At 57.5% G+C, this 21,816-nt stretch carries 24 protein-coding genes and 3 pseudogenes; 13 read left to right on the top strand and 14 right to left on the bottom strand.

What is annotated here, in order from left to right; genetic code table 11:
• Positions 1-64: 64 nt before the first annotated feature.
• Entirely contained in the window at positions 65-916 is an 852-nt protein-coding gene (locus ACA049_RS24460) for an MIP/aquaporin family protein (protein ID WP_497330490.1), read from the bottom strand.
• A gap of 371 nt (positions 917-1,287) precedes the next feature.
• On the opposite strand from ACA049_RS24460, the gene ybaK reads away from it, so the two are divergent.
• Positions 1,288-1,758 carry a Cys-tRNA(Pro) deacylase gene (gene ybaK / locus ACA049_RS24455; RefSeq protein ID WP_497330488.1) on the top strand — a complete coding sequence of 157 codons (471 nt, stop codon included), beginning with the start codon at positions 1,288-1,290 and terminating at the stop codon, positions 1,756-1,758.
• A 15-nt stretch (positions 1,759-1,773) separates the two neighbouring features.
• A complete protein-coding gene (locus ACA049_RS24450) occupies positions 1,774-2,556 on the top strand; it encodes a PhzF family phenazine biosynthesis protein (RefSeq protein WP_497330486.1) in 783 nt (260 codons plus the stop codon).
• A gap of 125 nt (positions 2,557-2,681) precedes the next feature.
• Here the strand turns inward: ACA049_RS24450 and ACA049_RS24445 are convergent, their stop codons facing one another.
• Complete coding sequence (locus ACA049_RS24445; protein WP_497330484.1) at positions 2,682-3,791, bottom strand: ABC transporter ATP-binding protein; 1,110 nt, start codon at positions 3,789-3,791, stop codon at positions 2,682-2,684.
• The gene (gene argF, locus ACA049_RS24440; protein WP_497330482.1) at positions 3,788-4,708 is read right to left on the bottom strand and encodes an ornithine carbamoyltransferase; all 921 of its coding nucleotides are present in this window, start codon (positions 4,706-4,708) and stop codon (positions 3,788-3,790) included. The genes ACA049_RS24445 and argF overlap by 4 nt, the downstream gene beginning before the upstream one ends.
• Positions 4,709-5,201: 493 nt before the next feature.
• On the opposite strand from argF, the gene ACA049_RS24435 reads away from it, so the two are divergent.
• The 7 genes and pseudogenes from ACA049_RS24435 to ACA049_RS24405 all read left to right on the top strand — a co-directional run.
• A complete protein-coding gene (locus tag ACA049_RS24435) occupies positions 5,202-5,408 on the top strand; it encodes a hypothetical protein (RefSeq protein ID WP_497330480.1) in 207 nt (68 codons plus the stop codon).
• On the top strand, positions 5,398-5,724 hold the full coding sequence (locus ACA049_RS24430) for a hypothetical protein (RefSeq protein WP_497330478.1): 327 nt from the start codon (positions 5,398-5,400) through the stop codon (positions 5,722-5,724). The genes ACA049_RS24435 and ACA049_RS24430 overlap by 11 nt, the downstream gene beginning before the upstream one ends.
• Positions 5,725-5,888: 164 nt before the next feature.
• Positions 5,889-6,179, top strand: a complete 291-nt coding sequence (gene plzR / locus ACA049_RS24425; protein ID WP_497330476.1) for a PlzR type 4 pili assembly inhibitor — start codon at positions 5,889-5,891, stop codon at positions 6,177-6,179.
• A gap of 134 nt (positions 6,180-6,313) precedes the next feature.
• The gene (locus ACA049_RS24420) at positions 6,314-8,422 is read left to right on the top strand and encodes a molybdopterin oxidoreductase family protein (protein WP_497330474.1); all 2,109 of its coding nucleotides are present in this window, start codon (positions 6,314-6,316) and stop codon (positions 8,420-8,422) included.
• Positions 8,423-8,519: 97 nt separating this feature from the next.
• Positions 8,520-8,858 carry a Grx4 family monothiol glutaredoxin gene (gene grxD, locus ACA049_RS24415; protein WP_149419066.1) on the top strand — a complete coding sequence of 113 codons (339 nt, stop codon included), beginning with the start codon at positions 8,520-8,522 and terminating at the stop codon, positions 8,856-8,858.
• Between the two features lie 179 nt (positions 8,859-9,037).
• Positions 9,038-9,142, top strand: a pseudogene (locus ACA049_RS24410) (Grx4 family monothiol glutaredoxin); the annotation flags it as partial.
• A 177-nt stretch (positions 9,143-9,319) separates the two neighbouring features.
• A pseudogene (locus ACA049_RS24405) lies at positions 9,320-9,424 on the top strand (Grx4 family monothiol glutaredoxin); the annotation flags it as partial.
• 181 nt (positions 9,425-9,605) lie between these two features.
• On the opposite strand, the gene bfr reads toward ACA049_RS24405, so the two are convergent.
• The gene (gene bfr / locus ACA049_RS24400) at positions 9,606-10,082 is read right to left on the bottom strand and encodes a bacterioferritin (protein WP_461976357.1); all 477 of its coding nucleotides are present in this window, start codon (positions 10,080-10,082) and stop codon (positions 9,606-9,608) included.
• Positions 10,083-10,281: 199 nt separating this feature from the next.
• Positions 10,282-10,500: a bacterioferritin-associated ferredoxin gene (locus tag ACA049_RS24395; protein ID WP_007943567.1), complete on the bottom strand. Its 219-nt coding sequence runs from the start codon at positions 10,498-10,500 to the stop codon at positions 10,282-10,284.
• 314 nt (positions 10,501-10,814) lie between these two features.
• On the opposite strand from ACA049_RS24395, the gene ACA049_RS24390 reads away from it, so the two are divergent.
• Positions 10,815-11,417 (top strand): peroxiredoxin, encoded by a 603-nt coding sequence (locus ACA049_RS24390; protein WP_128605461.1) that lies wholly within the window; start codon positions 10,815-10,817, stop codon positions 11,415-11,417.
• A 158-nt stretch (positions 11,418-11,575) separates the two neighbouring features.
• On the opposite strand, the gene rnt is transcribed toward ACA049_RS24390, so the two are convergent.
• Together rnt and pyrC are read right to left on the bottom strand one after the other, a co-directional pair.
• On the bottom strand, positions 11,576-12,253 hold the full coding sequence (gene rnt, locus ACA049_RS24385) for a ribonuclease T (RefSeq protein ID WP_064679478.1): 678 nt from the start codon (positions 12,251-12,253) through the stop codon (positions 11,576-11,578).
• Complete coding sequence (gene pyrC / locus ACA049_RS24380; protein ID WP_497330471.1) at positions 12,250-13,296, bottom strand: dihydroorotase; 1,047 nt, start codon at positions 13,294-13,296, stop codon at positions 12,250-12,252. The genes rnt and pyrC overlap by 4 nt, the downstream gene beginning before the upstream one ends.
• Positions 13,297-13,453: 157 nt before the next feature.
• Here pyrC and ACA049_RS24375 point away from each other — a divergent pair, with 157 nt between their 5' ends.
• Entirely contained in the window at positions 13,454-14,359 is a 906-nt protein-coding gene (locus ACA049_RS24375) for a flagellar protein MotY (RefSeq protein WP_497330469.1), read from the top strand.
• Positions 14,360-14,488: 129 nt separating this feature from the next.
• On the top strand, positions 14,489-15,706 hold the full coding sequence (locus tag ACA049_RS24370) for an argininosuccinate synthase (protein WP_007898502.1): 1,218 nt from the start codon (positions 14,489-14,491) through the stop codon (positions 15,704-15,706).
• Between the two features lie 184 nt (positions 15,707-15,890).
• Here the strand turns inward: ACA049_RS24370 and ACA049_RS24365 are convergent, their stop codons facing one another.
• Positions 15,891-16,460, bottom strand: coding sequence for a hypothetical protein (locus ACA049_RS24365; protein ID WP_497330467.1), 570 nt, complete (start codon positions 16,458-16,460; stop codon positions 15,891-15,893).
• A 600-nt stretch (positions 16,461-17,060) separates the two neighbouring features.
• Between ACA049_RS24365 and ACA049_RS24360 the strand changes: the two genes are divergently transcribed.
• Complete coding sequence (locus ACA049_RS24360; protein WP_007943575.1) at positions 17,061-17,687, top strand: response regulator transcription factor; 627 nt, start codon at positions 17,061-17,063, stop codon at positions 17,685-17,687.
• A gap of 91 nt (positions 17,688-17,778) precedes the next feature.
• Here ACA049_RS24360 and ACA049_RS24355 read toward each other — a convergent pair whose 3' ends face one another.
• The 6 genes and pseudogenes from ACA049_RS24355 to rsxB form a co-directional block, all read right to left on the bottom strand.
• Positions 17,779-17,958 (bottom strand): PA3496 family putative envelope integrity protein, encoded by a 180-nt coding sequence (locus ACA049_RS24355; protein ID WP_007898493.1) that lies wholly within the window; start codon positions 17,956-17,958, stop codon positions 17,779-17,781.
• Positions 17,959-18,065: 107 nt separating this feature from the next.
• Positions 18,066-18,704 (bottom strand): endonuclease III, encoded by a 639-nt coding sequence (gene nth, locus ACA049_RS24350; protein WP_497330465.1) that lies wholly within the window; start codon positions 18,702-18,704, stop codon positions 18,066-18,068.
• A gap of 25 nt (positions 18,705-18,729) precedes the next feature.
• On the bottom strand, positions 18,730-19,239 hold the full coding sequence (locus ACA049_RS24345; RefSeq protein WP_497330463.1) for an Rnf-Nqr domain containing protein: 510 nt from the start codon (positions 19,237-19,239) through the stop codon (positions 18,730-18,732).
• A complete protein-coding gene (locus ACA049_RS24340; RefSeq protein ID WP_497330461.1) occupies positions 19,232-19,843 on the bottom strand; it encodes an RnfABCDGE type electron transport complex subunit G in 612 nt (203 codons plus the stop codon). Before ACA049_RS24340 ends, ACA049_RS24345 begins: the two co-directional genes overlap by 8 nt.
• Positions 19,840-20,823: an RnfABCDGE type electron transport complex subunit D gene (locus tag ACA049_RS24335; protein ID WP_497330459.1), complete on the bottom strand. Its 984-nt coding sequence runs from the start codon at positions 20,821-20,823 to the stop codon at positions 19,840-19,842. The genes ACA049_RS24340 and ACA049_RS24335 overlap by 4 nt, the downstream gene beginning before the upstream one ends.
• A gap of 604 nt (positions 20,824-21,427) precedes the next feature.
• Positions 21,428-21,802 (bottom strand): annotated as a pseudogene (gene rsxB / locus ACA049_RS24330) (electron transport complex subunit RsxB); the annotation flags it as partial.
• Positions 21,803-21,816 lie beyond the last annotated feature (14 nt).

Raw genomic sequence — 21,816 nt, 5'->3', positions numbered from 1 at the left:
TTGGACGAAAAAAGGGGGAAAGGTCCGGCGCGAGATCAAATGGCAGGATCACGCGCCTACGGTATCAAGAAGTTCTTGGTTTGCCGTCAATGGCCGGTGTTGCGTCCTTTGTAACAGGTAGGGCGCTGGGCAGATGACGGGCAATCAGCCCGCGATACGCGGCAGCGCCGAGGCAGGCACCGACAATCGGTGCAAAAATCGGAATCAGGAAATACGGAATATCGCGGCCGCCGGTGAGGGAAATTTCACCCCAGCCTGTGAAGAAAGTCATCAGCTTCGGACCGAAATCACGCGCCGGGTTCATCGCAAAACCGGTGAGCGGGCCCATCGAGCTGCCAATCACGGCGATCAGCAAGCCGATCAGCAGCGGTGCCAGCGGCCCCTTTGGCAGACCATTGTTGTCGTCGGTCAGGGACATGATTACGCCCATCAGGATGGCGGTGATGATCACTTCAACCAGGAACGCCTGAGCGGTGGACAAAGCCGGGTTGGGGAAGGTGGAGAACACCGACGCCAATTCGAGGCTGGCCTGGGTGCCACGAACCATATGGTGGGTTTGTTCGAAATCGAAGAATAAATTGCTGTACAGCGTGTAGACCAAAAATGCCCCGCAGAACGCGCCAGCAATTTGAGAGAGGATATAAAACGGCAGTTTTCGTTTTTCGAAGTCAGCGAAAATGCTCAGGGCAATGCTCACGGCAGGATTGAGGTGGGCCCCGGAAACTCCGGCGGTCAGGTAGATCGCCATGCTCACGCCGACGCCCCAGATGATGCTGATTTCCCACAGGCCAAAGCTGGCACCCGCGACCTTGAGCGCGGCAACACAACCGGTGCCGAAAAAGATAAGCAGTGCAGTGCCCAGAAACTCGGCCATGCATTGGCTTGAGAGCGACGGTTGTTGTAAAGCAGTTGTCATTGAAAACCTCGTTTTTGTTGTTGTCTGGCGCTTCTTTCATCATGGCCAAAGCGCGTTTTCCACCGAGGCAGAATCCCCATCCTGTTCTCGGCCTGCTGCTGGGGTGCTGCGATGACACATTCGTACAGTATTCAGATTCGAAAAAATATAGACAAGAAACGCTGCTGTCAAAGGTCGAAAGTGAACCATCAGTCACAATTCAACTATTAGTCACGTGAATGATCGTATCGTTCACGTAGCGGGCCGGGTGCGGACGAGCGGCAGGTGACGCTGCCAAGCCTTTGAAACAGTGGCGCAATAGAGCCTTTTGCCGATCAATGTCCTAGAATCCAGCGCAGGATTTTTCTACTGCCGCCCAGTCTGGAGCTGCCATGACCCCCGCATTGGATTTGTTGAAAAAAGTTCGAGCCGAACATCGCGTGCACAGTTATGAACATGATCCGAAGGCTGCGTCTTATGGGCTGGAGGCCGCGGAGAAGCTGGGACTGGATCCGGCGCAAGTGTTCAAGACCCTGCTGGCGGCCAGTGAGAAAGGTGAATTGCTGGTAGCCGTGGTGCCGGTCGTCGGAAGTCTGGACTTGAAGCATCTGGCTCACGCGGCGGGGGTGAAAAAAGTCGAAATGGCCGACCCTGCCGCTGCGCAAAGAGCAACGGGTTATCTGTTGGGTGGGATCAGTCCGTTGGGGCAGAAGAAGCGTTTGCGCACCTTCATCGATAATTCCGCTCAGCCCTTTGCGACCATTTTCGTCAGCGCCGGTCGACGCGGTCTGGAAGTGGAATTGGCGCCGGCCGTGCTGGCAGAACACACTCAGGCCAGGTTCGCCGATATCGGCCGCGTCTGAATCAGGGAGAAGGTTATGCAGCTTGAATTTCATCAGGTCGATGCGTTCAGTGATCGCCCGTTCAGTGGCAACCCGGCGATGGTGTATCGGCTCGAAGCCTGGCTCGCCGATGAGTTGATGCAGAAAATCGCCGCCGAGCACAACCTCGCCGAAACAGCCTTCGTGGTGCGCGAAGGGCAGGGCTGGCACATTCGCTGGTTTACCCCGACCACTGAGGTGCCGTTGTGCGGTCATGCGACCTTGGCCAGCGCTTATGTTCTGTTTGAAATCTATAAGGAACCGGTCGAGCGCCTGGACTTCATCTGCAAGTCCGGCCCGTTGAGTGTGAGCCGTGAGGGTGGGCGCTTGTGGCTGGATTTCCCGGCCATCGTGCCCTCTGAAGTGGGCGTGACTCTGGATGTCGAACGCGCCTTGGGCGTCGAAGTGGTCGATGTGCTGGGTTCAAATGAATTGTTCGTGGTGCTGGAATCAGAGCAGGCTGTGCTCGACTGTCAGCCAGACATGGTTGCCCTGGGTAAACTGCCGTGGCCGGGCGCGATCGTCACCGCCAAGGGCAGCAAGCATGATTTTGTGTCGCGTTACTTCGCCCCGGCGATTGGTATCAATGAAGACCCGGTGACGGGTTCGACCCATTGCAGTTTGATTCCGTATTGGTCAAAGCGTTTGGGCAAGTCGAGCCTCACGGCATATCAGTGCTCGAAGCGAGGCGGGGAGTTGTTCTGCAGGCTGGAAGGGGATCGGGTGAAGATTGGCGGGAAGGCGACGCTGGTTGCGAGCGGAACGCTGATGCTCGGATGATTTTCTGATTTTCGGTTGATTTCTGTAGGAGCGAGGCTTGCCTGCGAAGGCGTCAGGCCTGCCAAAGAAGGTTTCGACTGACACGACGCCTTCGCGGGCAAGCCTCGCTCCTACAGGTTTCTGAATCAGCTGGCGGTGGCGTAGCGGCGGACACCGGACTCTACAGTCGGAATCTGCGCGGCCGTGCTGCCTGATGCCTGGAACAATACAAGGTGTTCAGCCGCGACTCGAATACCCACCTCGGCACCCACCAGATGATCAACATGGCTCGGGAAGATCGACTCCAGCTGCGCACCGGTCGGCAGCTGCAAACGATACAACGTCGACGCACCCTGGAAGGACTTGCCGACAATCCGCGCCTTCAAACCGCTGTCGGGCGCATAAACAATGTCGTCCGGGCGCAGCAACACGTCCACCGCGCCGCCCACTGGCCAGGTATAGGCACGATTGCCGCGCAACTCACCCAGTTCGGTCTGCACCGACTCCGGGCTGCTCAACTGGCCGCGGATGAAATAACCCTGGCCAATGAAGCTGGCCACATAAGGCGTCAGCGGTTCGTGATACAGGTTGTAGGGCGTGTCCCATTGTTCCAGCCGGCCTTCCTTGAACACCCCGACGTGATCGCTCACTGCGAAGGCTTCTTCCTGGTCGTGGGTCACCAGAATCGCGCTGGTGCCACGGGCCTTGAGAATGTCGCGCACCTCATGGCTGAGCTTGCGCCGCAGTTCGCCATCGAGGTTGGAGAACGGTTCGTCGAGCAACAGCAATTGCGGTTCCGGCGCCAGTGCGCGGGCCAGTGCGACACGCTGTTGCTGGCCACCGGACAACTCATGCGGGAAGCGCTTGCCAAGGTTTTTCAGATTGACCAGTTCCAGCAGTTCTTCGGTGACGCGATCCTTTTGCGGGTGCTTACGGATCCCGAAGGCGATGTTCTCGGCCACGCTCAAATGCGGAAACAGCGCGTAGTCCTGGAACACCATGCCGATCCGGCGTTTCTCCGGGGCGAGGGTGAAACCGGCGCGGGAAATGGTCTCACCCGCCAAGGTGATTTCGCCTTCGTGCACCGGTTCAAAACCGGCAATCGCCCGCAGGGTCGTCGTCTTGCCACAGCCCGAAGAGCCCAGCAGGCAACCGATATCGCCGGCATTCAAATGCAGGTTGAGGTTCTGCACCACTCGCTGGTCTTGATAGCCGCAGGCGAGGTTGCGCAGGTTAAGCAGTAATGGATGGCTCATGCGTGATGGTACGAAGGCGGGACGAGAAACTCGAGCAGGGCCTTTTGTGCGTGAAGACGGTTTTCCGCTTGATCCCAGGCGACGGAGCGCTTGTCATCGAGTACGTCGAGGCTGATTTCCTCGCCACGGTGGGCCGGCAGGCAGTGCATGAACAGCACATCTTCGGCCGCCAGGTCGAGCAGGGCGCGGGTGACCTGGTACGGCGCGAACAGCTTCAGGCGCTTGGCGGTTTCTTCTTCCTGGCCCATGGAGGTCCAGACGTCGGTGCTCACCAGATGGGCGCCGCGCACAGCCTCCTTCGGATCGCGGACGATGGTCACGCGATCACCGGCCTTGTCCAGGAATTGCGGGTTGGGTTCAAAACCTTCAGGGCAGGCGATGCGCAACTGGAAGTCGAACTGGATCGCCGCTTCTATATAGCTGTTGCACATGTTGTTGCCGTCGCCGATCCAGGCCACGGTCTTGCCCTGGATCGAGCCGCGATGTTCGAGGAAGGTTTGCATGTCGGCCAGCAACTGGCACGGGTGCAGGTCATCGGACAGACCGTTGATCAGCGGGACGCGCGAATTGGCGGCGAATTCAGTCAGCGTGCTGTGGGAAAACGTACGGATCATCACCGCATCGAGCATGCTCGACATGACAATGGCAGCGTCGCCGATCGGCTCGCCACGGCCCAGTTGCGTGTCGCGTGGCGACAGGAAAATGGCCTGGCCACCGAGCTGGATCATGCCGGCTTCGAAGGAGATACGGGTGCGGGTCGAGGATTTCTCGAAAATCATCCCGAGTACGCGGTTTTTCAGAGGCTCGAACAGTACGCCGCGGTTACGCAGGTCCTTGAGCTCAACGCCTCGACGGATCACGCTGACCAGCTCTTCGGGCGTGCAATCCATCAGGGAGAGAAAGTGCCTTGCGCTCATCATTGACTACCTTTTTGCAACAGACCGCAGATACTCAAAGCCTTGTTTAACTGAAAAACGGGCGAGACCTGCGGCGTAAGCCGCACGGGGCGACGAAATAGGGGAAGGCGCGATCTTGACATTAAATGTCGCGTTTTTCCAATAGGTGGCTATTTTTACGGCTTCCAGCATGTTTCAGGCTATACAACCGTTCGACGTATGCGCTGTGGCGCTGATCCATGTTGCGCAGGTCGAGAGCAGCATTTGTACACGGTGCCCAAGCCCGATTGCAATAAATGCCGTGCCTGGCGCGCTATCCGGCAAAGCGTGTCAGGCCCGTTGAACACAGCTCTCTGTCCACAGCGGCGCGGCGTTAATCGCCACTTTTACTGTCGCGACGTTGTTTACTGTTACGTTTTCAGGTGCCGGGTATCGGGTTGCGCTCAGGTAATATCTGCCCCGTTGCGGATTCTCGACTGAGTAAAATCAAACACTCCCAGGGAGGGAGCGCTGAATGGCGATCAATAAAACAGGACACACTGGCCTGACACGTCTTCGTCGTGTTTCACCGGCGTTCGATATGGCAGTGATTTCTACAGTCATGGGCTTCGCGATAATCGCAAGCACGATTTACCCTGGCGTTCCGAGCGCAGTGGTGGGTGCTATCTTCGGCGCTTTTATCGGCGTGAAGAATTTCAAGGATGACGCGATTGCAGATTGATTCGACCCAGTTTTTGGTAATGGGGGGATTGGTTGCAATTGGAATCTATCTGGGGGCTTCGCTACTCGCCCGATCGACGCCCGACCTGAAGCATGGAGCTGCCCTGGTGGTCGCATGGTTCACCGTGGTGAGCGTCATTGATATTGCTTTGCAGGTCTATCAAGCCGAGCCTCATCAACTGGGCATCCTCGCAAACCAGAAAGCTATCATCCTGATCGGGTCCGGCGTCATGCTCTGGCTCGCTGTCGGGGGAATATGGACGGCATTGACCTCACCTCTTAAAAAGAAGGCGTCGAAGATTTCTCAGCCTCAGTGAGATTTCATGGGGTGTGTCCGCCATGTCGGACGCATGTTTTGACAAAGTCGCTCGTGCCTTGTCGGTTATTCACGGTTCCGGCTGTCACTGTCCAGGATGAAACATTTGCTAATGCAAAGTGCTGGGTTATAACTAACTCACGAATGATGCAGGAAGCCTTCGGAATGGAATCGAAAGAACAGCTGTTAATGGATTTACTTGGCCTCACGGCCCGTTCTCTGACCCACCTCACCGCTTCCATGACGTCGATGTCCTTCGAATTGATGCGCAGTGACGACGAAGTGACCAAGGCGGCCGGTCGACGCATGATCGACCGCATGGCAACCATCAGCACCGGGCTCGACGAACACTGGCGACTGATCGGCGAGCTCACCGGCGTACATGTCGCCCAGGAACAGATCGAAACCATACAAGAGATCCAGTTGCACGCTCCGCCCGGGCTGCCGCCGAATTGATCGTGCGCGGTCATCGGCTGGCCTGATGGTCGCCGATTCACAAGACGAACGTCGCTGGCGCCGTAGCGGGTCACGCGCCATAGTTTTGTTCCCGCGGCCGATATTGCCCGCCCAGAACAAAACAGAGACTGGCCATGACCAAGACTCTCCATCACCGTGCTTGCCACCTGTGTGAAGCCATCTGCGGCCTGACCATCGAAACCACCGAGGTCGAAAACAGCGGCGTGCAGATCACCTCAATCAAAGGCGATCCGCTGGATACGTTCAGCCGTGGGCACATCTGCCCCAAGGCGGTTGCCTTGCAGGACATTCAGAACGATCCGGATCGCCTGCGTCAGCCGATGCTGCGCGTGGGCAGCGAATGGCAGCCTATCGAGTGGGACGACGCGTTCAATCTGGTCGCTGAACGTCTGGCGGCCATTCAGGAGCATCACGGGCAGAACGCGGTGGCGGTCTATCAAGGCAACCCCAGCGTGCACAACTATGGGTTGATGACCCACAGCAATTACTTCCTGGGCCTGCTGAAAACCCGCAACCGGTTTTCCGCGACCTCGGTCGATCAATTGCCTCATCACCTGACCAGCCATTTGATGTACGGCCACGGCTTGCTGTTGCCGATCCCGGACATCGATCACACAGATTTCATGCTGATACTCGGCGGCAACCCTCTGGCCTCCAACGGCAGCATCATGACGGTGCCGGACGTGGAGAAGCGCCTGAAGGCAATTCAGGCCCGGGGCGGCAAAGTGGTGGTGGTTGATCCGCGCCGCAGTGAAACGGCTGCGATTGCCGATCAGCATCTGTTCGTGCGCCCCGGTGGCGATGCGGCGTTGTTGTTCGGGTTGCTCAATACGTTGTTCGCTGAGGGCCTGACCCGCGACAGTCATTTGCCAGTGGACGGTCTGGATGAAGTCCGTCAGGCGATCGCTACATTCACCGCCGACACCATGAGCCCTTTGTGTGCGGTACCGGCAGAGCAGATTCGCCAACTGGCCCGGGATTTCGCCGCAGCGCCGACCGCGGTCTGCTATGGCCGGATGGGCGTGTCGACCCAGGCCTTCGGCACGCTGTGCCATTGGCTGGTGCAATTGATCAACCTGGTCACCGGCAACCTCGACCGCGTCGGCGGTGCGTTGTGCACCGAACCGGCGGTGGACCTGGTGGCCTCGACGTCGGGCGGGCATTTCAATCTGTGGCAGAGCCGGGTGTCCGGGCGTCCCGAGTACGGCGGCGAGTTGCCGGTGTCGGCCCTGGCGGAAGAGATGCTGACGGGTGGGGAAGGGCAGGTTCGTGCGCTGATCACCGTGGCCGGAAATCCGGTGCTGTCCACACCCAATGGCCGGCAACTGGAACAAGCGCTGGACGGCCTGGAGTTCATGGTCAGCATTGACCTGTACATCAACGAAACCACGCGCTATGCCGACTTGATCCTGCCGTCGACCTCGGCGCTGGAAAACGATCACTACGACACCACGTTCAATATGTTTGCGGTGCGCAACGTGACCCGTTTCAACCGGGCGATCCTGGGCAAACCCGAAGGCGCGTTGCATGACTGGGAGATCTTTGTCGGCCTGGCCCAGGCCTTTGCGGCGAAGACCGGCAAGGAACTGAAACCGACCATTCCACCGGCGCAGATGATCGATCGTGGTCTGCGGATGGGGCTTTATGGTGATGCCTCTGAACACAAGCTTTCGCTCGCAACGCTGTTCGATCACCCGCATGGCGTCGATCTGGGCGCGCTCAAATCCAATCTGGCCGCGCGTCTGAAAACCGCCAACCAGCGAGTCCAGGCTGCGCCCGCTGTCATCCTTGCCGACCTGGCGCGCTTCGCCGCACTGCAAGCACCGGCCGCCGATGAATTGTTGATGATTGGTCGTCGCCATGTGCGCAGCAACAACTCGTGGATGCACAACTACCACCGCCTGGTGAAGGGCAAGCCGCGCCATCAATTGTTGATGCACCCGGACGACCTGGCCAGCCGGGGGCTCGGCGATGGGCAGCGCGTGCGGGTCAGTTCGCGAGTCGGCGTGATCGAAGTTGAAGTGGTCGCCAGCCTGGAGATGATGAAAGGCGTGGTCAGCCTCCCACACGGTTGGGGCCATGCACGCCCGGGCGTGCAGATGACGATCGCCAGTAGCCAGCCCGGCTCCAGCGCCAATGACCTGACCGATGAATGTCAGCTCGACGAGTTGTCGGGGAACGCGGCGTTGAATGGTGTGCCGGTGACCGTGGCGGCGGCTTGATTGTGTCTGTCGGGGAGACCGAGCATGGCGCTCGGGTTTCCGTTACAATGCGCCACCGTGCCGACCCTTGAGTCGGAAAGTTCAGCCGAGGTGCTCCATGGATATCATCGAAACGATTAAAGAGCAGATTGCTAACAACACCATTCTGCTTTACATGAAAGGTTCGCCGAATGCCCCGCAGTGTGGCTTCTCCGCGAAAGCCGCGCAGGCCGTGATGGCATGTGGTGAAAAGTTTGCGTACGTGGACATCCTGCAGAACCCGGAAATCCGCGCCAACCTGCCAAAGTACGCCAACTGGCCAACCTTCCCGCAACTGTGGGTCGGTGGTGAGCTGGTCGGCGGTAGCGACATCATGACCGAGATGGCTGCTGACGGTTCGTTGCAGACCACGATCAAGGCCGCTGTTGAAGCCGCAGCAGCCAAGACCGAAGCCTAAACCGATTGGCTCCCCTGTAGGAGCTGTCGAGTGCAACGAGGCTGCGATCTTTTGATCTCCAGCAACTAAAAAGCCCCGCCCCTCGAAAGAGGAGTGGGGCTTTTTATTGCGCTTGATAAGTTATGTCGATGTCGCTGCTGCCATCGCCAGGATCGCAGCCTCGTTGCACTCGACAGCTCCTACAGGGCGGTAGCGACATCATGACCGAGATGGCTGCTGACGGTTCGTTGCAGACCACGATCAAGGCAGCTGTTGAAGCCGCAGCTGCCAAGACAGAAGCCTAAACCGATTGGCTCCCCTGTAGGAGCTGTCGAGTGCAACGAGGCTGCGATCTTTTGATCTCCAGCAACTAAAAGCCCCGCCCTCGAAAGAGGAGCGGGGCTTTTTATTGCGCTTGGGAAGTTATGTCGATGTCGCTGCTGCTATCGCCAGGATCGCAGCCTCGTTGCACTCGACAGCTCCTACAGGGCGGTAGCGACATCATGACCGAGATGGCTGCTGACGGTTCGTTGCAGACCACGATCAAGGCCGCTGTTGAAGCCGCAGCAGCCAAGACCGAAGCCTAAACCGGTTTCCTCTGTAGGAGCGAGGCTTGCCCGCGAATAGGGCACCTCGGTCTATCAGGAAATACCGCATCATCGTTCTTCGCGAGCAAGCATCGCTCCTACAAGAGCGGTTAATAAAAAAGCCCCGCCTCCTTAAAAGAGAGCGGGGCTTTTTATTGTCTCGAATTTAGCGGGTGCTAACTTACTCGTCTTCGCCCATCTGCGATTGCAGATAGTTCTCAAGACCGATTTTATCGATCAGGCCCAGTTGGGTTTCCAGCCAGTCGATATGTTCTTCTTCGGATTCAAGAATGTCTTCGAGCAATTCACGGCTACCGAAGTCGCCAACGGTTTCGCAATGAGCGATGGCAACCTTGAGGTCGGCATGACCGGTTTTTTCGATACGCAGGTCGCACTCAAGCATTTCCTGGGTGTGTTCGCCGATCTGCAGCTTGCCCAGGTCCTGGACATTCGGCAGGCCTTCGAGGAACAGGATGCGCTTGATCAGCTTGTCCGCGTGTTTCATCTCATCGATGGATTCGTGGTATTCGTGCTTGCCGAGCTTATTCAGACCCCAATCTTCATACATGCGCGCATGCAGAAAGTATTGATTGATCGCGACCAGCTCATTGGCAAGGATCTTGTTGAGATGCTGGATGACTGTAATGTCGCCTTTCATGATGGGGTCCTGCCCTGTATTAGCTGTCTATAAGGCCGAGTTTGAGCCGCACAACTAAGAGTGTCAAACCTAAGTTATTGAAACTTAAGTGAAAATTAATCGGAATAAGAATGTTTGTGTTCCGCGTCTAGAGCGTAAGCAGTTGATTTTCAGGCATAAAAAAGCCGGACATCAAGTCCGGTTCTTTGGAATAGGGTATTTACGCTGCAGTAAATTCTACAGGGAAAGGGATCGCGGCCTGGGCCGATTGCAATTTGGTCAGGGTTTCACGCACCACTTCCTTGGCAAGGCAGGCGCATTTACCGCATTGGCTGGCTACGCCAGTCGCCTGACGTACTTCCTTGTAGCTGCAGCATCCTTCATAGATTGCATCGCGGATTTGACCGTCGGTGACGCCAGTGCAGAGGCAGACATACATAAGCTAAGAACCGTCGCTGGTGGTGACTCAGTTGCGATGGATCTTAATGTTAACGAGAATGATTGTCAAAGTGCTTTCTGAAAGCTTCGCGTTATAAGCGGGTATGACTGACGAACGGTTTTCATCTAGCGATCTGCCATTACCTGCCGCGGTGGGCTATTTGGGGCGTCGATGAAAAACCGTTGAAGACAGCTCAAATACGCCGTGTATGATGGTCGGTCCTTGCGAAGGGGGTCGTGTCACAGGGCTGTCGCCTGAGGGTGGCAGGCTGACGCGAACCCAGTTCTTCACGTTAATAGACCAGGAGATATTCAATGAGCGTACTCGTAGGCAAGCAAGCCCCTGACTTCACCGTACCGGCCGTACTCGGCAATGGCGAAATCGTAGATAGCTTCACCCTGTCGTCGGCCATCAAAGGCAAATACGGCCTGGTGTTCTTCTACCCGCTGGACTTCACCTTCGTTTGCCCGTCCGAGCTGATCGCTCTGGACAACCGCATGTCTGACTTCAAGGCACGCAACGTTGAAGTGATCGCCGTGTCGATCGATTCGCACTTCACCCACAACGCATGGCGCAACACCCCGGTCAACAATGGCGGTATCGGCGAAGTCCGTTACACCATGGCTGCCGACATCAAGCACGAAATCGCCAAGGCCTACGACGTTGAGTCCGAAGGCGGCGTGGCTTTCCGTGGCGCGTTCCTGATCGACGACAAAGGCGTTGTCCGTTCGCAGATCATCAACGACCTGCCGCTGGGCCGTAACATTGAAGAGCTGGTCCGTCTGGTCGACGCTCTGCAATTCCACGAAGAGCACGGCGAAGTTTGCCCTGCCAACTGGAAAAAAGGCGACAAAGGCATGACCGCTTCGACCGAAGGCGTCGCGGCTTACCTGACCGAGCACGCTGCTGCGCTGTAAGGCACGTTCGAGGCATAAAAAAACCGGCCGCTGAGGCCGGTTTTTTTATGGGCGGAAGAAACGCAGGTCTCTGTAGGAGCCGGCTCGCTGGCGATGAACGATGACGCGATCTTCATGTTAAACCGCGTCGCCTGCATCGCGAGCAGGCTCGCTCCACATCAGTCGTTGAAGTCTTCCCAGCCGCCCATTTGTTTCCAGCGATTGACGATGCCGCAGAACAGCTCGGCCGTTTTCTCGGTGTCGTAGCGAGCCGAGTGAGCCTCGCGACCGTCAAAGTCGATGTCCGCCGCCTGGCAAGCCTTGGCCAGTACGGTTTGACCGTAAGCCAGGCCGGCGAGGGTCGCGGTATCGAAGCTGGAGAACGGATGAAACGGGTTACGTTTCATGTCCAGACGCGCGACAGCAGCGTTGAGGAAGCCCAGGTCGAAGCTGCTGTTGTGCCCGACCAGGATCGCTCGTTTGCAGCCGTTGGCTTTCAGGGCCTTGCGGATGCCACGGAAGATATCGGTCAGGGCCGCTTCTTCGCTCACTGCCATACGCAGCGGATGATCGAGCTTGATTCCGGTGAATTCCAGCGCAGCCGCTTCAATGTTCGCGCCTTCAAAAGGCTCGACGCGGAAGAAATAGGTGTGATCGGGGTACACAAACCCTTTTTCATCCATGGCGATGGTGGTCGCGGCGATTTCCAGCAAGGCGTCAGTGGCAGAGTTGAAACCACCGGTTTCAACGTCGACAACAACTGGCAGGTATCCACGGAAGCGCTCGGCCATCGGGTGGCGCGAACCACCTCCGCCGCCTTGACCGTCCTGTTCGTCGTCGAAATGGTCTTCACTCACGCGTGTTCCTCCAGCAGGCGCCAGCGCAGTTTTTCACCGGCGCGCAGCGGGATTACGGTCAGCTCGCCAAATGGCAGGCTGGTTGGGGCGGTCCACTCATCGCGGACCAGGGTGATGCGATCGGTGTTCGCCGGCAGGCCATAGAAGCGCGGGCCGTTGAGGCTGGCGAAGGCTTCGAGCTTGTCCAGCGCATTGCGTTGTTCGAAGGCTTCGGCGTACATCTCGATTGCCGCATAAGCGGTGTAGCAACCGGCACAACCGCAAGCCGCTTCTTTGGCGTGCTGGGCATGGGGTGCCGAGTCGGTGCCGAGGAAGAACTTGTCGCTGCCGCTGGTGGCGGCATCTAGCAGGGCTTCCTGATGGGTGTTGCGCTTGAGGATCGGCAGGCAATAGAAGTGCGGCCGAATCCCGCCCACCAGCATGTGGTTGCGGTTGTACAGCAGGTGATGCGCGGTGATGGTCGCGCCAACGTTGGCCGAAGCCTCGTTGACGAACTGCACGGCGTCTGCGGTGGTGATGTGTTCGAACACCACTTTGAGCGTCGGGAAACGCTCGACCACACGACGCATGTGCTCATCGATGAAGATTTTTTCGCGGTCGAACACGTCGACGTCGCCACGGGTGACTTCACCGTGAATCAGCAAGGGCATCCCGACGTCGGCCATGGCCTCGAGTGCAGGGAAGATCTTGTCGATACTGGTGACGCCAGAGTCCGAGTTGGTGGTCGCGCCGGCCGGGTACAGCTTGGCGGCGTAGACAAAACCGCTGGCCTTGGCCTCGCGAATTTCGTCGGGCTGGGTGCGGTCGGTCAGGTACAGCACCATCAACGGTTCGAAACGACTGCCGGCCGGGCGTGCAGCGAGAATCCGCTGGCGATAGCCGTCGGCTTCAGCGGCGTTACGCACCGGAGGTACCAGGTTGGGCATGATGATGGCGCGACCAAAGGTGCGCGCGACATCCGCAACGGTATTGGTCAACACAGCACCATCGCGAAGATGAATATGCCAGTCGTCGGGACGCAGCAGGGTCAGGCGGTCGGACATGAGGGGATTCCAGGCGGGTCAAACTCTGGGGAATGCTACCGGAAAAGACTCTCTCAGGCACTCGCTATCAAGTTTTGCAGGAAGCTTCCGATATCCAACAGGTATGCCGTAAATATGTGTATCGGTCTTTTTGTTGTAGAAGCCAGTGGAGCCTCCCGTGCGCCAGCGTTATTTAGCCTTGCTCAGTGTGTTTGCCAGCCTCCCTGCGATGGCGCTCACTTTCCAGACGCGTCTGGAGAGCATCGAGTGGACGGTCGAAGGTGACAAGTTCGAATGCCGCCTGACTCAACCGATCACCGATTTCGGGTCGGGTGAATTCGTGCGCCGCGCCGGCGAGCAGGCGACGTTTCGTCTCAAAGCCTACAACGCGATGATCGGCGGCGGTTCCGCGACCTTGCTGGCGGCCGCTGCGCCGTGGCAACCGGGACGTGGCGACATCAACCTGGGTTCGGTGAGAATCGGCAGCGGCAACGTCTTGTTCAACAGTTCGCAGGTTCAGGCCGGGCGCCTGATCAGCGGGTTGATGGACGGCCGCAGCCCGGTCATCCGGCATTCCTCTGGCGATGGCCGCGTGTCTGAAGTGCGCCTGCTGCCGGTCAAGTTCAGCAAGGCCTTCAACGACTATCAGAGCTGCGTTGCGAAACTGCTGCCGAAGAATTTCGAGCAGGTCAAACAGTCCGAGATAGGCTTCCCGGGTGAAGGCGTGGATCTCGATCCGCAAGCCAAGGCGCAGCTGCAGGTGATGCTGGAGTTCATGAAGGCGGATCCGACGGTCAATCACATCGAACTCGACGGGCACTCAGACAACAGCGGCAATCGCCTGACCAACCGCGAGCTGTCACGCCGCCGGGCGCTGGCGGTCATGGACTATTTCAAGGCCAATGGCATCCAGGAATCGCAGATCACCATGCGTTTCCACGGTGAGCGTTATCCTGTGGCGCCGAACACCAACGCCAGCAACCGTGCGAAAAATCGCCGGGTCGCCGTGCGCCTGGAACGGGTAGCGCCGACCGAGAAAGTCGCGCCTCAAGTCGCTACGGGCAGCACACCGGCTACTTCCTGACTCGCCGGTCATCGTCGCGCGTTCGACAGAATCTGTCGCTTCGTCGTCATAAGCTGTCGCGCCTCTGTAAATTATTCCGTATGACCGGTAGACTTCACGGCTTTCCGTAGAACCCCGTGGAGTGATGGCATGGCGGACGTAAACAAGGTCGTTCTGGCGTATTCCGGCGGCCTGGACACTTCGGTGATCCTCAAGTGGCTGCAGGATACTTATAACTGTGAAGTGGTGACCTTTACCGCTGACCTGGGTCAGGGCGAAGAGGTCGAACCTGCACGCGCCAAGGCTCAGGCCATGGGCGTGAAAGAGATCTACATCGACGATCTGCGCGAAGAATTCGTGCGTGATTTCGTTTTCCCGATGTTCCGCGCCAACACCGTTTACGAAGGCGAGTACCTGCTGGGTACTTCCATCGCTCGTCCGTTGATCGCCAAACGCCTGATCGAAATCGCCAACGAAACCGGCGCTGACGCCATTTCCCACGGCGCCACCGGCAAGGGCAACGATCAGGTTCGTTTCGAACTGGGCGCCTACGCACTCAAGCCAGGCGTGAAAGTGATCGCCCCTTGGCGCGAGTGGGACCTGCTCTCCCGTGAAAAGCTGATGGATTATGCTGAAAAGCACAACATCCCGATCGAGCGTCACGGCAAGAAAAAATCCCCGTACTCGATGGATGCCAACCTGCTGCACATCTCCTATGAAGGCGGCGTGCTGGAAGACACCTGGACCGAGCACGAAGAAGACATGTGGAAATGGACCGTCTCCCCGGAGAAGGCTCCAGACAAGGCGCAGTACCTGGAACTGACCTACCGCAACGGCGACATCGTGGCACTGGACGGCGTCGAAATGACTCCGGCCACCGTGCTGGCGACCCTGAACCGTATCGGTGGCGAACACGGTATCGGCCGTCTCGACATCGTCGAGAACCGTTACGTGGGCATGAAGTCCCGTGGCTGCTACGAAACTCCTGGCGGCACCATCATGCTGCGCGCTCACCGTGCGATCGAATCGATCACCCTGGACCGCGAAGTGGCTCACCTCAAAGACGAGCTGATGCCTAAATACGCCAGCCTGATCTACACCGGTTACTGGTGGAGCCCTGAGCGTCTGATGCTGCAACAGATGATCGATGCGTCCCAGGCACACGTGAACGGCGTTGTGCGCCTGAAGCTGTACAAGGGCAATGTGATCGTCACCGGTCGCAAGTCCGACGAATCGTTGTTCGATGCCAACATCGCGACCTTCGAAGAAGACGGCGGCGCCTACAACCAAGCCGACGCGGCGGGCTTTATCAAGCTCAACGCCTTGCGCATGCGCATTGCTGCAAACAAAGGCCGGAAGCTTTTCTGAGACCTTTGAAGCTGCAACGACGGTAATGGAAATGTGGCCTTGTCGGTGACAAGGCCACATTTCTGAAAGAGGGATTTTTCCTGCCGGGCATCATGTTTCAACTTTCTTGTTGTTGTTCCAAATACGCTTTTGTCTGCTTTTGCCCTCCGATTGCCCTTCGAGAGCTGTCTTCTGCCATGGGCACTCAAGCCATCATCGTCATGCCATGTGAGCTCAAATTGTAGGCAACCCAGAACGCAGTGCTGTTGCGTTTCTTTGTTTGTTTCGAATGCTTGTGTGCGCCTTCCTTCAGCAATGCCTCTGAATCTGTACACGTGAGAAACACGATCACGCGCGCAGGGTTTTCCTGTGGTTGCTGGACCTTTTCCATCAGGGTGTTGAAATCCATTTTGCTGCTCATCCATCGTGCGTCGACGATGTGCAGATCCTTTAGCAGCACCGTTGAGCGTACGTGATGCTCAATCAACGGCTCAGGTGTGCCACCTTGTGGTTGATCGATATCGCTCATGGCCCTTATGAAATGCTTTCCTTTTTCAAAATCAGAGGGCGCGTAAAGCGATCTATAGTTGAAGTTAAGTGTGACGAAGAACAGGAAGAGCAAGTAAAAAGGGAAGCTGATAAGGAACCAGATATAGATCTCTCGTTCCTCATTGCCAAGAAAGGGAAGAGAGACAGCGGCTGAAGTTTCAGACAGGGTCGCAAATATCGCAATGATGGTCATGGGGTTGGTAATTCTTGTTTTGAATTTGTTCATGTTGTTTGCTCATGAAAGATTATCTTTTCTCGATGGGTTGATAGTGAAGTTCCGGGTGTTGGTAATTGAAGGTGTGGCAGGGTAAGTCGGTTGCTGTTTTTGTGGTGTCCTTTTAGTTGTTTTCTTGATGGGTGTCATAGTAGCTGTATTGTTTGTGAGGTGGGTGTTTTTTGTTGTTCTGGTTTTTATAGTTGTAAGGTTGTTGCTGTTTTTGAAGTGTTGCTTGGTGTGAGGGTTGTTGCAGTGGGTTTAGTGGGTAAGTTAAGTGTTTAACTATCTGGTGTGAATGTCGGTTCGACAATATCGGTTACTTTTTAAGCGTAGCTCAATCGGCAGCGCTTGCCGGATCCCTCGGTCAGCTTTCGGTTTCTTTGATTACCTGATGTAAATCGATACAAAAACAGTTTTGAAAACACATCGCTGACGGGGCGGTAAAATTTAAGACACACAGTATTCGTCTGTTTTTTGTAAGACATATCCTTCTTGTTTGTAGGGAATGTCTCTCGGTGCGGGTGGCCGAGGGGGGCGGCATGCCATGGATGAAACGACTAGGCTATTGTGCGGGCTCTAAAAATTCGAACAGCGAAATTGGACTTGCCCATGAATAAAGTGCTGATCGTGGATGATCACCCCGTCATTCGTCTTGCGGTACGTATGCTGATGGAGCGTCATGGCTACGAAGTCATTGCAGAAACAGATAATGGCGTGGATGCGCTACAACTTGCTCGCGAACTTATGCCGGATATTGTCATTCTGGATATTGGAATACCGAAGCTGGACGGGCTTGAAGTCATCGCGCGCCTGACTTCGACGGCAATGCCTCTCAAAGTGCTGATATTGACCTCTCAGGCACCCGGACATTTTTCCATGCGGTGCATGCAATCGGGTGCCGCCGGATATGTCTGCAAACAACAGGATCTCACTGAATTGCTCAGTGCGATAAAAGCCGTACTCTCTGGCTACAGTTACTTTCCGAATCAAGCGCTGCATACCGTTCGCTCCAGTCTCGGGAATGCCAGTGAGGCCGATATGGTGGATCGTCTGTCCGGGCGCGAAATGATGGTGCTGCAGCAGTTGGCCAGGGGAAAGACAAACAAGGAGATCGCCGATGGTATGTTTCTCAGCAATAAAACGGTCAGCACCTACAAGACACGCCTGTTGTTAAAACTCAATGCTCGGTCCTTGGTCGACCTGATTGAGCTGGCTCAACGCAATGGACTGGTCTGAGCGCACTGGCGATTGACGAGGAGCGATGAAAGGGTGAACACCCGGCATTGGCACTTAGTAAAAAGCCTCCGTTTCGGGAGGCTTTTAGGTGTCATAGGTCAAAATCGTAATCGGCCAATTGCTTTTGCAGTCGGCGCTCCTCCAGCAGATTGTCGATGGTGCGGCGTTTGCTCAGGTTGGTCTTCGCCACTTCAACCACCGGTTCAGCGTCATCGGCCTCAACGGGTGTGAAGTCGTCTTCTACGTCCAATTGCTCTTTGCCAGTGCTCATAAGGTTAACTCCAGGCTAAGACTGCCTTTGGCGCTCCTTATATCGACAAACTCCCGGCGGGTAAAAAAGATTTTTTCAATCGATGGATCAATAAATCTAATAGTGCCTCAATCGTCCGAGGTCTTTTGCTTGTATTCGCACAGGTCTTCGATCCGGCAGCTCCCGCAGCGAGGCTTGCGCGCCAGGCAAGTGTAGCGTCCATGCAGGATCAGCCAGTGGTGGGAATCGAGCAGGTATTGCTTGGGGACAAACTTCATCAGCTTCATCTCCACCTCAACCACGTTCTTGCCCGGCGCAATGCCCGTGCGGTTGCTGACCCGGAAAATGTGAGTGTCCACGGCCATGGTCAGTTGCCGAAAAGCGGTATTGAGCACCACGTTGGCAGTCTTGCGACCGACGCCGGGCAGCGCCTCAAGTTCCTCTCGGGTCTGCGGTACTTCGCCGCCATGGCGCTCTACCAGCAAGCGGCAGGTTTCGATCACGTTTTTCGCTTTGCTGTTGAACAGGCCGATGGTCTTGATGTATTCCGACAGCCCTTCAACGCCCAAGGCATAAATCGCCGCCGGCGTATTGGCCACCGGGTAGAGTTTTGCAGTGGCCTTGTTCACGCCGACATCCGTCGACTGGGCGGAAAGAATGACGGCAATCAGCAATTCGAACGGCGAGGAATAGGCCAGTTCGGTCTTCGGCTCCGGGTTGTCTTCGTGAAACCTGCGGAAAATTTCCAGGCGTTTTGCGGCATTCATGGACAGTGCGTTTCCTCGAAATCGGTCAGTGTGAGGGAGTCGGGCGGTGCCAGGCCTGCCAGGCGGCGATCAGCAGTCCCAGGAGAATGAATCCGCCCGGGACCAGCGTGGCCAGGTGCAGGCCGCCGTTGCCGATGACCTCACGCAGCAGGCCGAGGCCTACCATCAGCGCGCCGAACAGGCCGCACAAGCGCAGGCGATCAAGTCGTGGTTCCTGGAAAAAACCGGTGTGTTCCAGCACCAGGCATTGCACGGCGATCAATCCTGCATAGATCCCCATGTGCTGATGCCATTGAAGTGACAAGACCTGGGCGGCAAGTTCCGCGCAACTGGTCAACGTGGCCGCCAGCAGGAGGCTGGCAAGCAAGCGGGTGGACGGGCTCAGCCGTGATCGCAAGGCGGCCATGCTGACGTCATAAGCATTGATCACCACCAAGAACATCAGCCACAGGCCGAGGGCCGTCTGCCAGGCGTCCGTAGCGCCGACCAGAGGCGCAAGCATCAGAGAGTTGCGCAACGTCGATGACTTACTCATGAGCCTCGCTCCCGATCAACTGTTGCGGGTGTTCATCGAAGTAGCGCAACGCGTCATGGACGGCGCTGATCACCGCTCTTGAAGTGATGGTCGCGCCCGCGATCTGATCGAATTGGCCCTGATCTTTTTTCAAGGCCCAGCCCGTGTCACCAGGGTCGTTTCGAGACTTGCCGGTAAATGCCTGAAGCCAGGCATTGGGCCACTCGGCGATCTTGCCGCCCAGCGCAGGCGTTTCCGATTGCTTGAGGGTTTTGACCCCCAGCAACTTACCGTGTGCATCGATGGCGATCAGCAGTTCGATGGCACCCTCGTAGCCCAGGGTCTGGCTGCGCAACAACACCGCGCGAGGTTGGCCGGCCTGGGTCGCCAGATAGCCGCCCAGCAGTGTGCTGTTGGCCAAGGGGATGGTTTCGAGGTCGAGTTTCTGATCCAGCGGTTGATTGTCGTAGCTGTCCGGCGGTAGCAGGTCCAGCAGGTTGCGGCTGTCGATCAAGCGCTGTTGCGCGCTGATGCGTGGTTCGCTGGCGTATTGCACAAAGTACGTCGCGCCAATCCCCAGTCCGGCCAGCAGCACCAGAATCAAAACACTCGTCGCTCGATTCATGGGGCCACCTGTTCCTGCCTTGACGCGACAAACCGCTCAAGCGCTGGGACACAAAGGTTCATCAGCAGCACAGCGAACGCCACGCCGTCCGGATAACCGCCCCAGGTTCGGATCAGGTAGGTGAGTAATCCCACTCCAGCGCCGAACAGCAGTCGGGCGCCGGGGCTTTTCGCGCCGGACACCGGCTCGGTGGCAATAAAGAATGCACCCAGCATGGTCGCGCCTGTGAGCAGATGAAACAGCGGCGAGCCATGGGAGTCGGAGCCCGAACCGTTCCAGCACAGCAGGCTGATGATGAACAGACTGGCGAGCATGCCGACCGGGGCATGCCAAGTGAACACCCGCCGTTGCAGAAGGAACGCGCCACCGGCGAGAAAGGCCAGGTTGACCCATTCCACACCGCGTCCGCCGAAATGGCCAAACGCCGGGTTGCCTGCGAACAGTTCGTCCATGGTCAGGCTTTTATTGATCCGCAGACTGTCCAGCGCCGTGGCCTGGACCCAGGCATCTGGCGCCTGGCCGAAGCCGAAGACCTGCTGCAAGCCATCGAGCAGATTCATGCCGTGCGATGACGGCCAGAGGGTCATCTGCTGGGGAAAGGTCACCATCACCAGGGCAAAACCGAGCATCGCCGGGTTGAACGGATTCTTGCCGACGCCGCCGTAGAGGTGTTTGCCAAGCAGCGCGAACGCCGCCGCACTGACTGTCAGCCACCATGGGCAATAAGGCGGCAAGGCCAGTGCCAGCAATGTCGCGCTGACCAGGGCGCTGCCGTCGCTCAGGGTCGGTTTGATGGATCGCTTGCGCAGTTGCAACACCGCGGATTCAACGGCCAATGCGGTAACGGCTGCCAGAATCAGGTTGATCAACACGCCCCAGCCATACAACCAGAACAGCACCAGCATCCCCGGCACAGTGGCCAGCAACACCAGCTTCATCGCCTGCTGAAGGCGTTCGTCTACCGATTCAAGGGGCGGCATGGGCATCCACCTGGCGCTCGGCTTCTTTCACCGCGAGTTCCAGCGCTGCAATCTGTTCAGCCGCTGCTTCGCTGGTTCGCGCTTTGTTGAGTTCGGCGCGGCGCATGGCCAGCTGGATCTTTGCTCGATTCAGTTCTGCATTTTTCGCTGGAACGACGGGCTTGGTCGGCACCGGCGGCGCGCTGCTTTCCAGTTGCGCCAAGGCTTGCTCCGCCGCTTCGAACTGCTGTTGCAGCACGATCAGTTGCGACTGTTGCTCGAAGGTCGGCGGATGTCCGAAGGCCTTGAGCGACTTGTTCAGTTGCGCGCGACTCATCGCCACATCGATCTTGGCTTTTTTCAGCGCTGCATCGGCGTTCGCCGCTTTCTGCGCACGCACCCGCTCAAGCGCAGCCTGAACCGGGTCGAGCGTCGTCACTTCGGTGTGCGGCACGGCGCGTTGGGCGCGGGCCTGACGTTCGGCGAGTTTCTGTTCTTCTTCGCGACGCAAGCGGGCGTTGCGTTGTTCGAAGCGCCGCCGCGCATGATTGCGTTTGACGGTGCGCGCCCGTTGTTCCTCAAGGCTGAACGCCAAGCCACCGACAATCGGCATTACCGTGGCCAAGGGCAGTGGCCGCATCTCGATGCAGTCCACCGGGCAGGGCGCGACGCACAGGTCGCAACCGGTGCATTCGTCGACGATCACCGTGTGCATCAATTTCGCCGCGCCGACAATCGCATCCACCGGGCAAGCCTGGATGCATTTGGTGCAGCCAATACACTCCGCTTCACGAATATAGGCGATCTGCGCCGGTGCCGAACCGCGACTGATGTCCAGTTCCAGCACCGGCACTTTCAGCAAGTCCGCCAGCGCCGCGATGGTTTCGCTGCCGCCCGGCGGGCACTTGTTGATCGGCTCGCCGCTGGCGATGCCTTCGGCGTACGGTTTGCATCCGGGGTGGCCGCACTTGCCGCATTGGGTCTGCGGCAAGAGGGCGTCGATGCGTTGAATCA

The sequence above is a fragment of the Pseudomonas sp. LBUM1662 genome, from assembly GCF_059695915.1.
The sequence above is the reverse complement of the archived record's forward strand: the minus strand, read 5'-3'. Positions and strand labels throughout refer to the sequence as shown.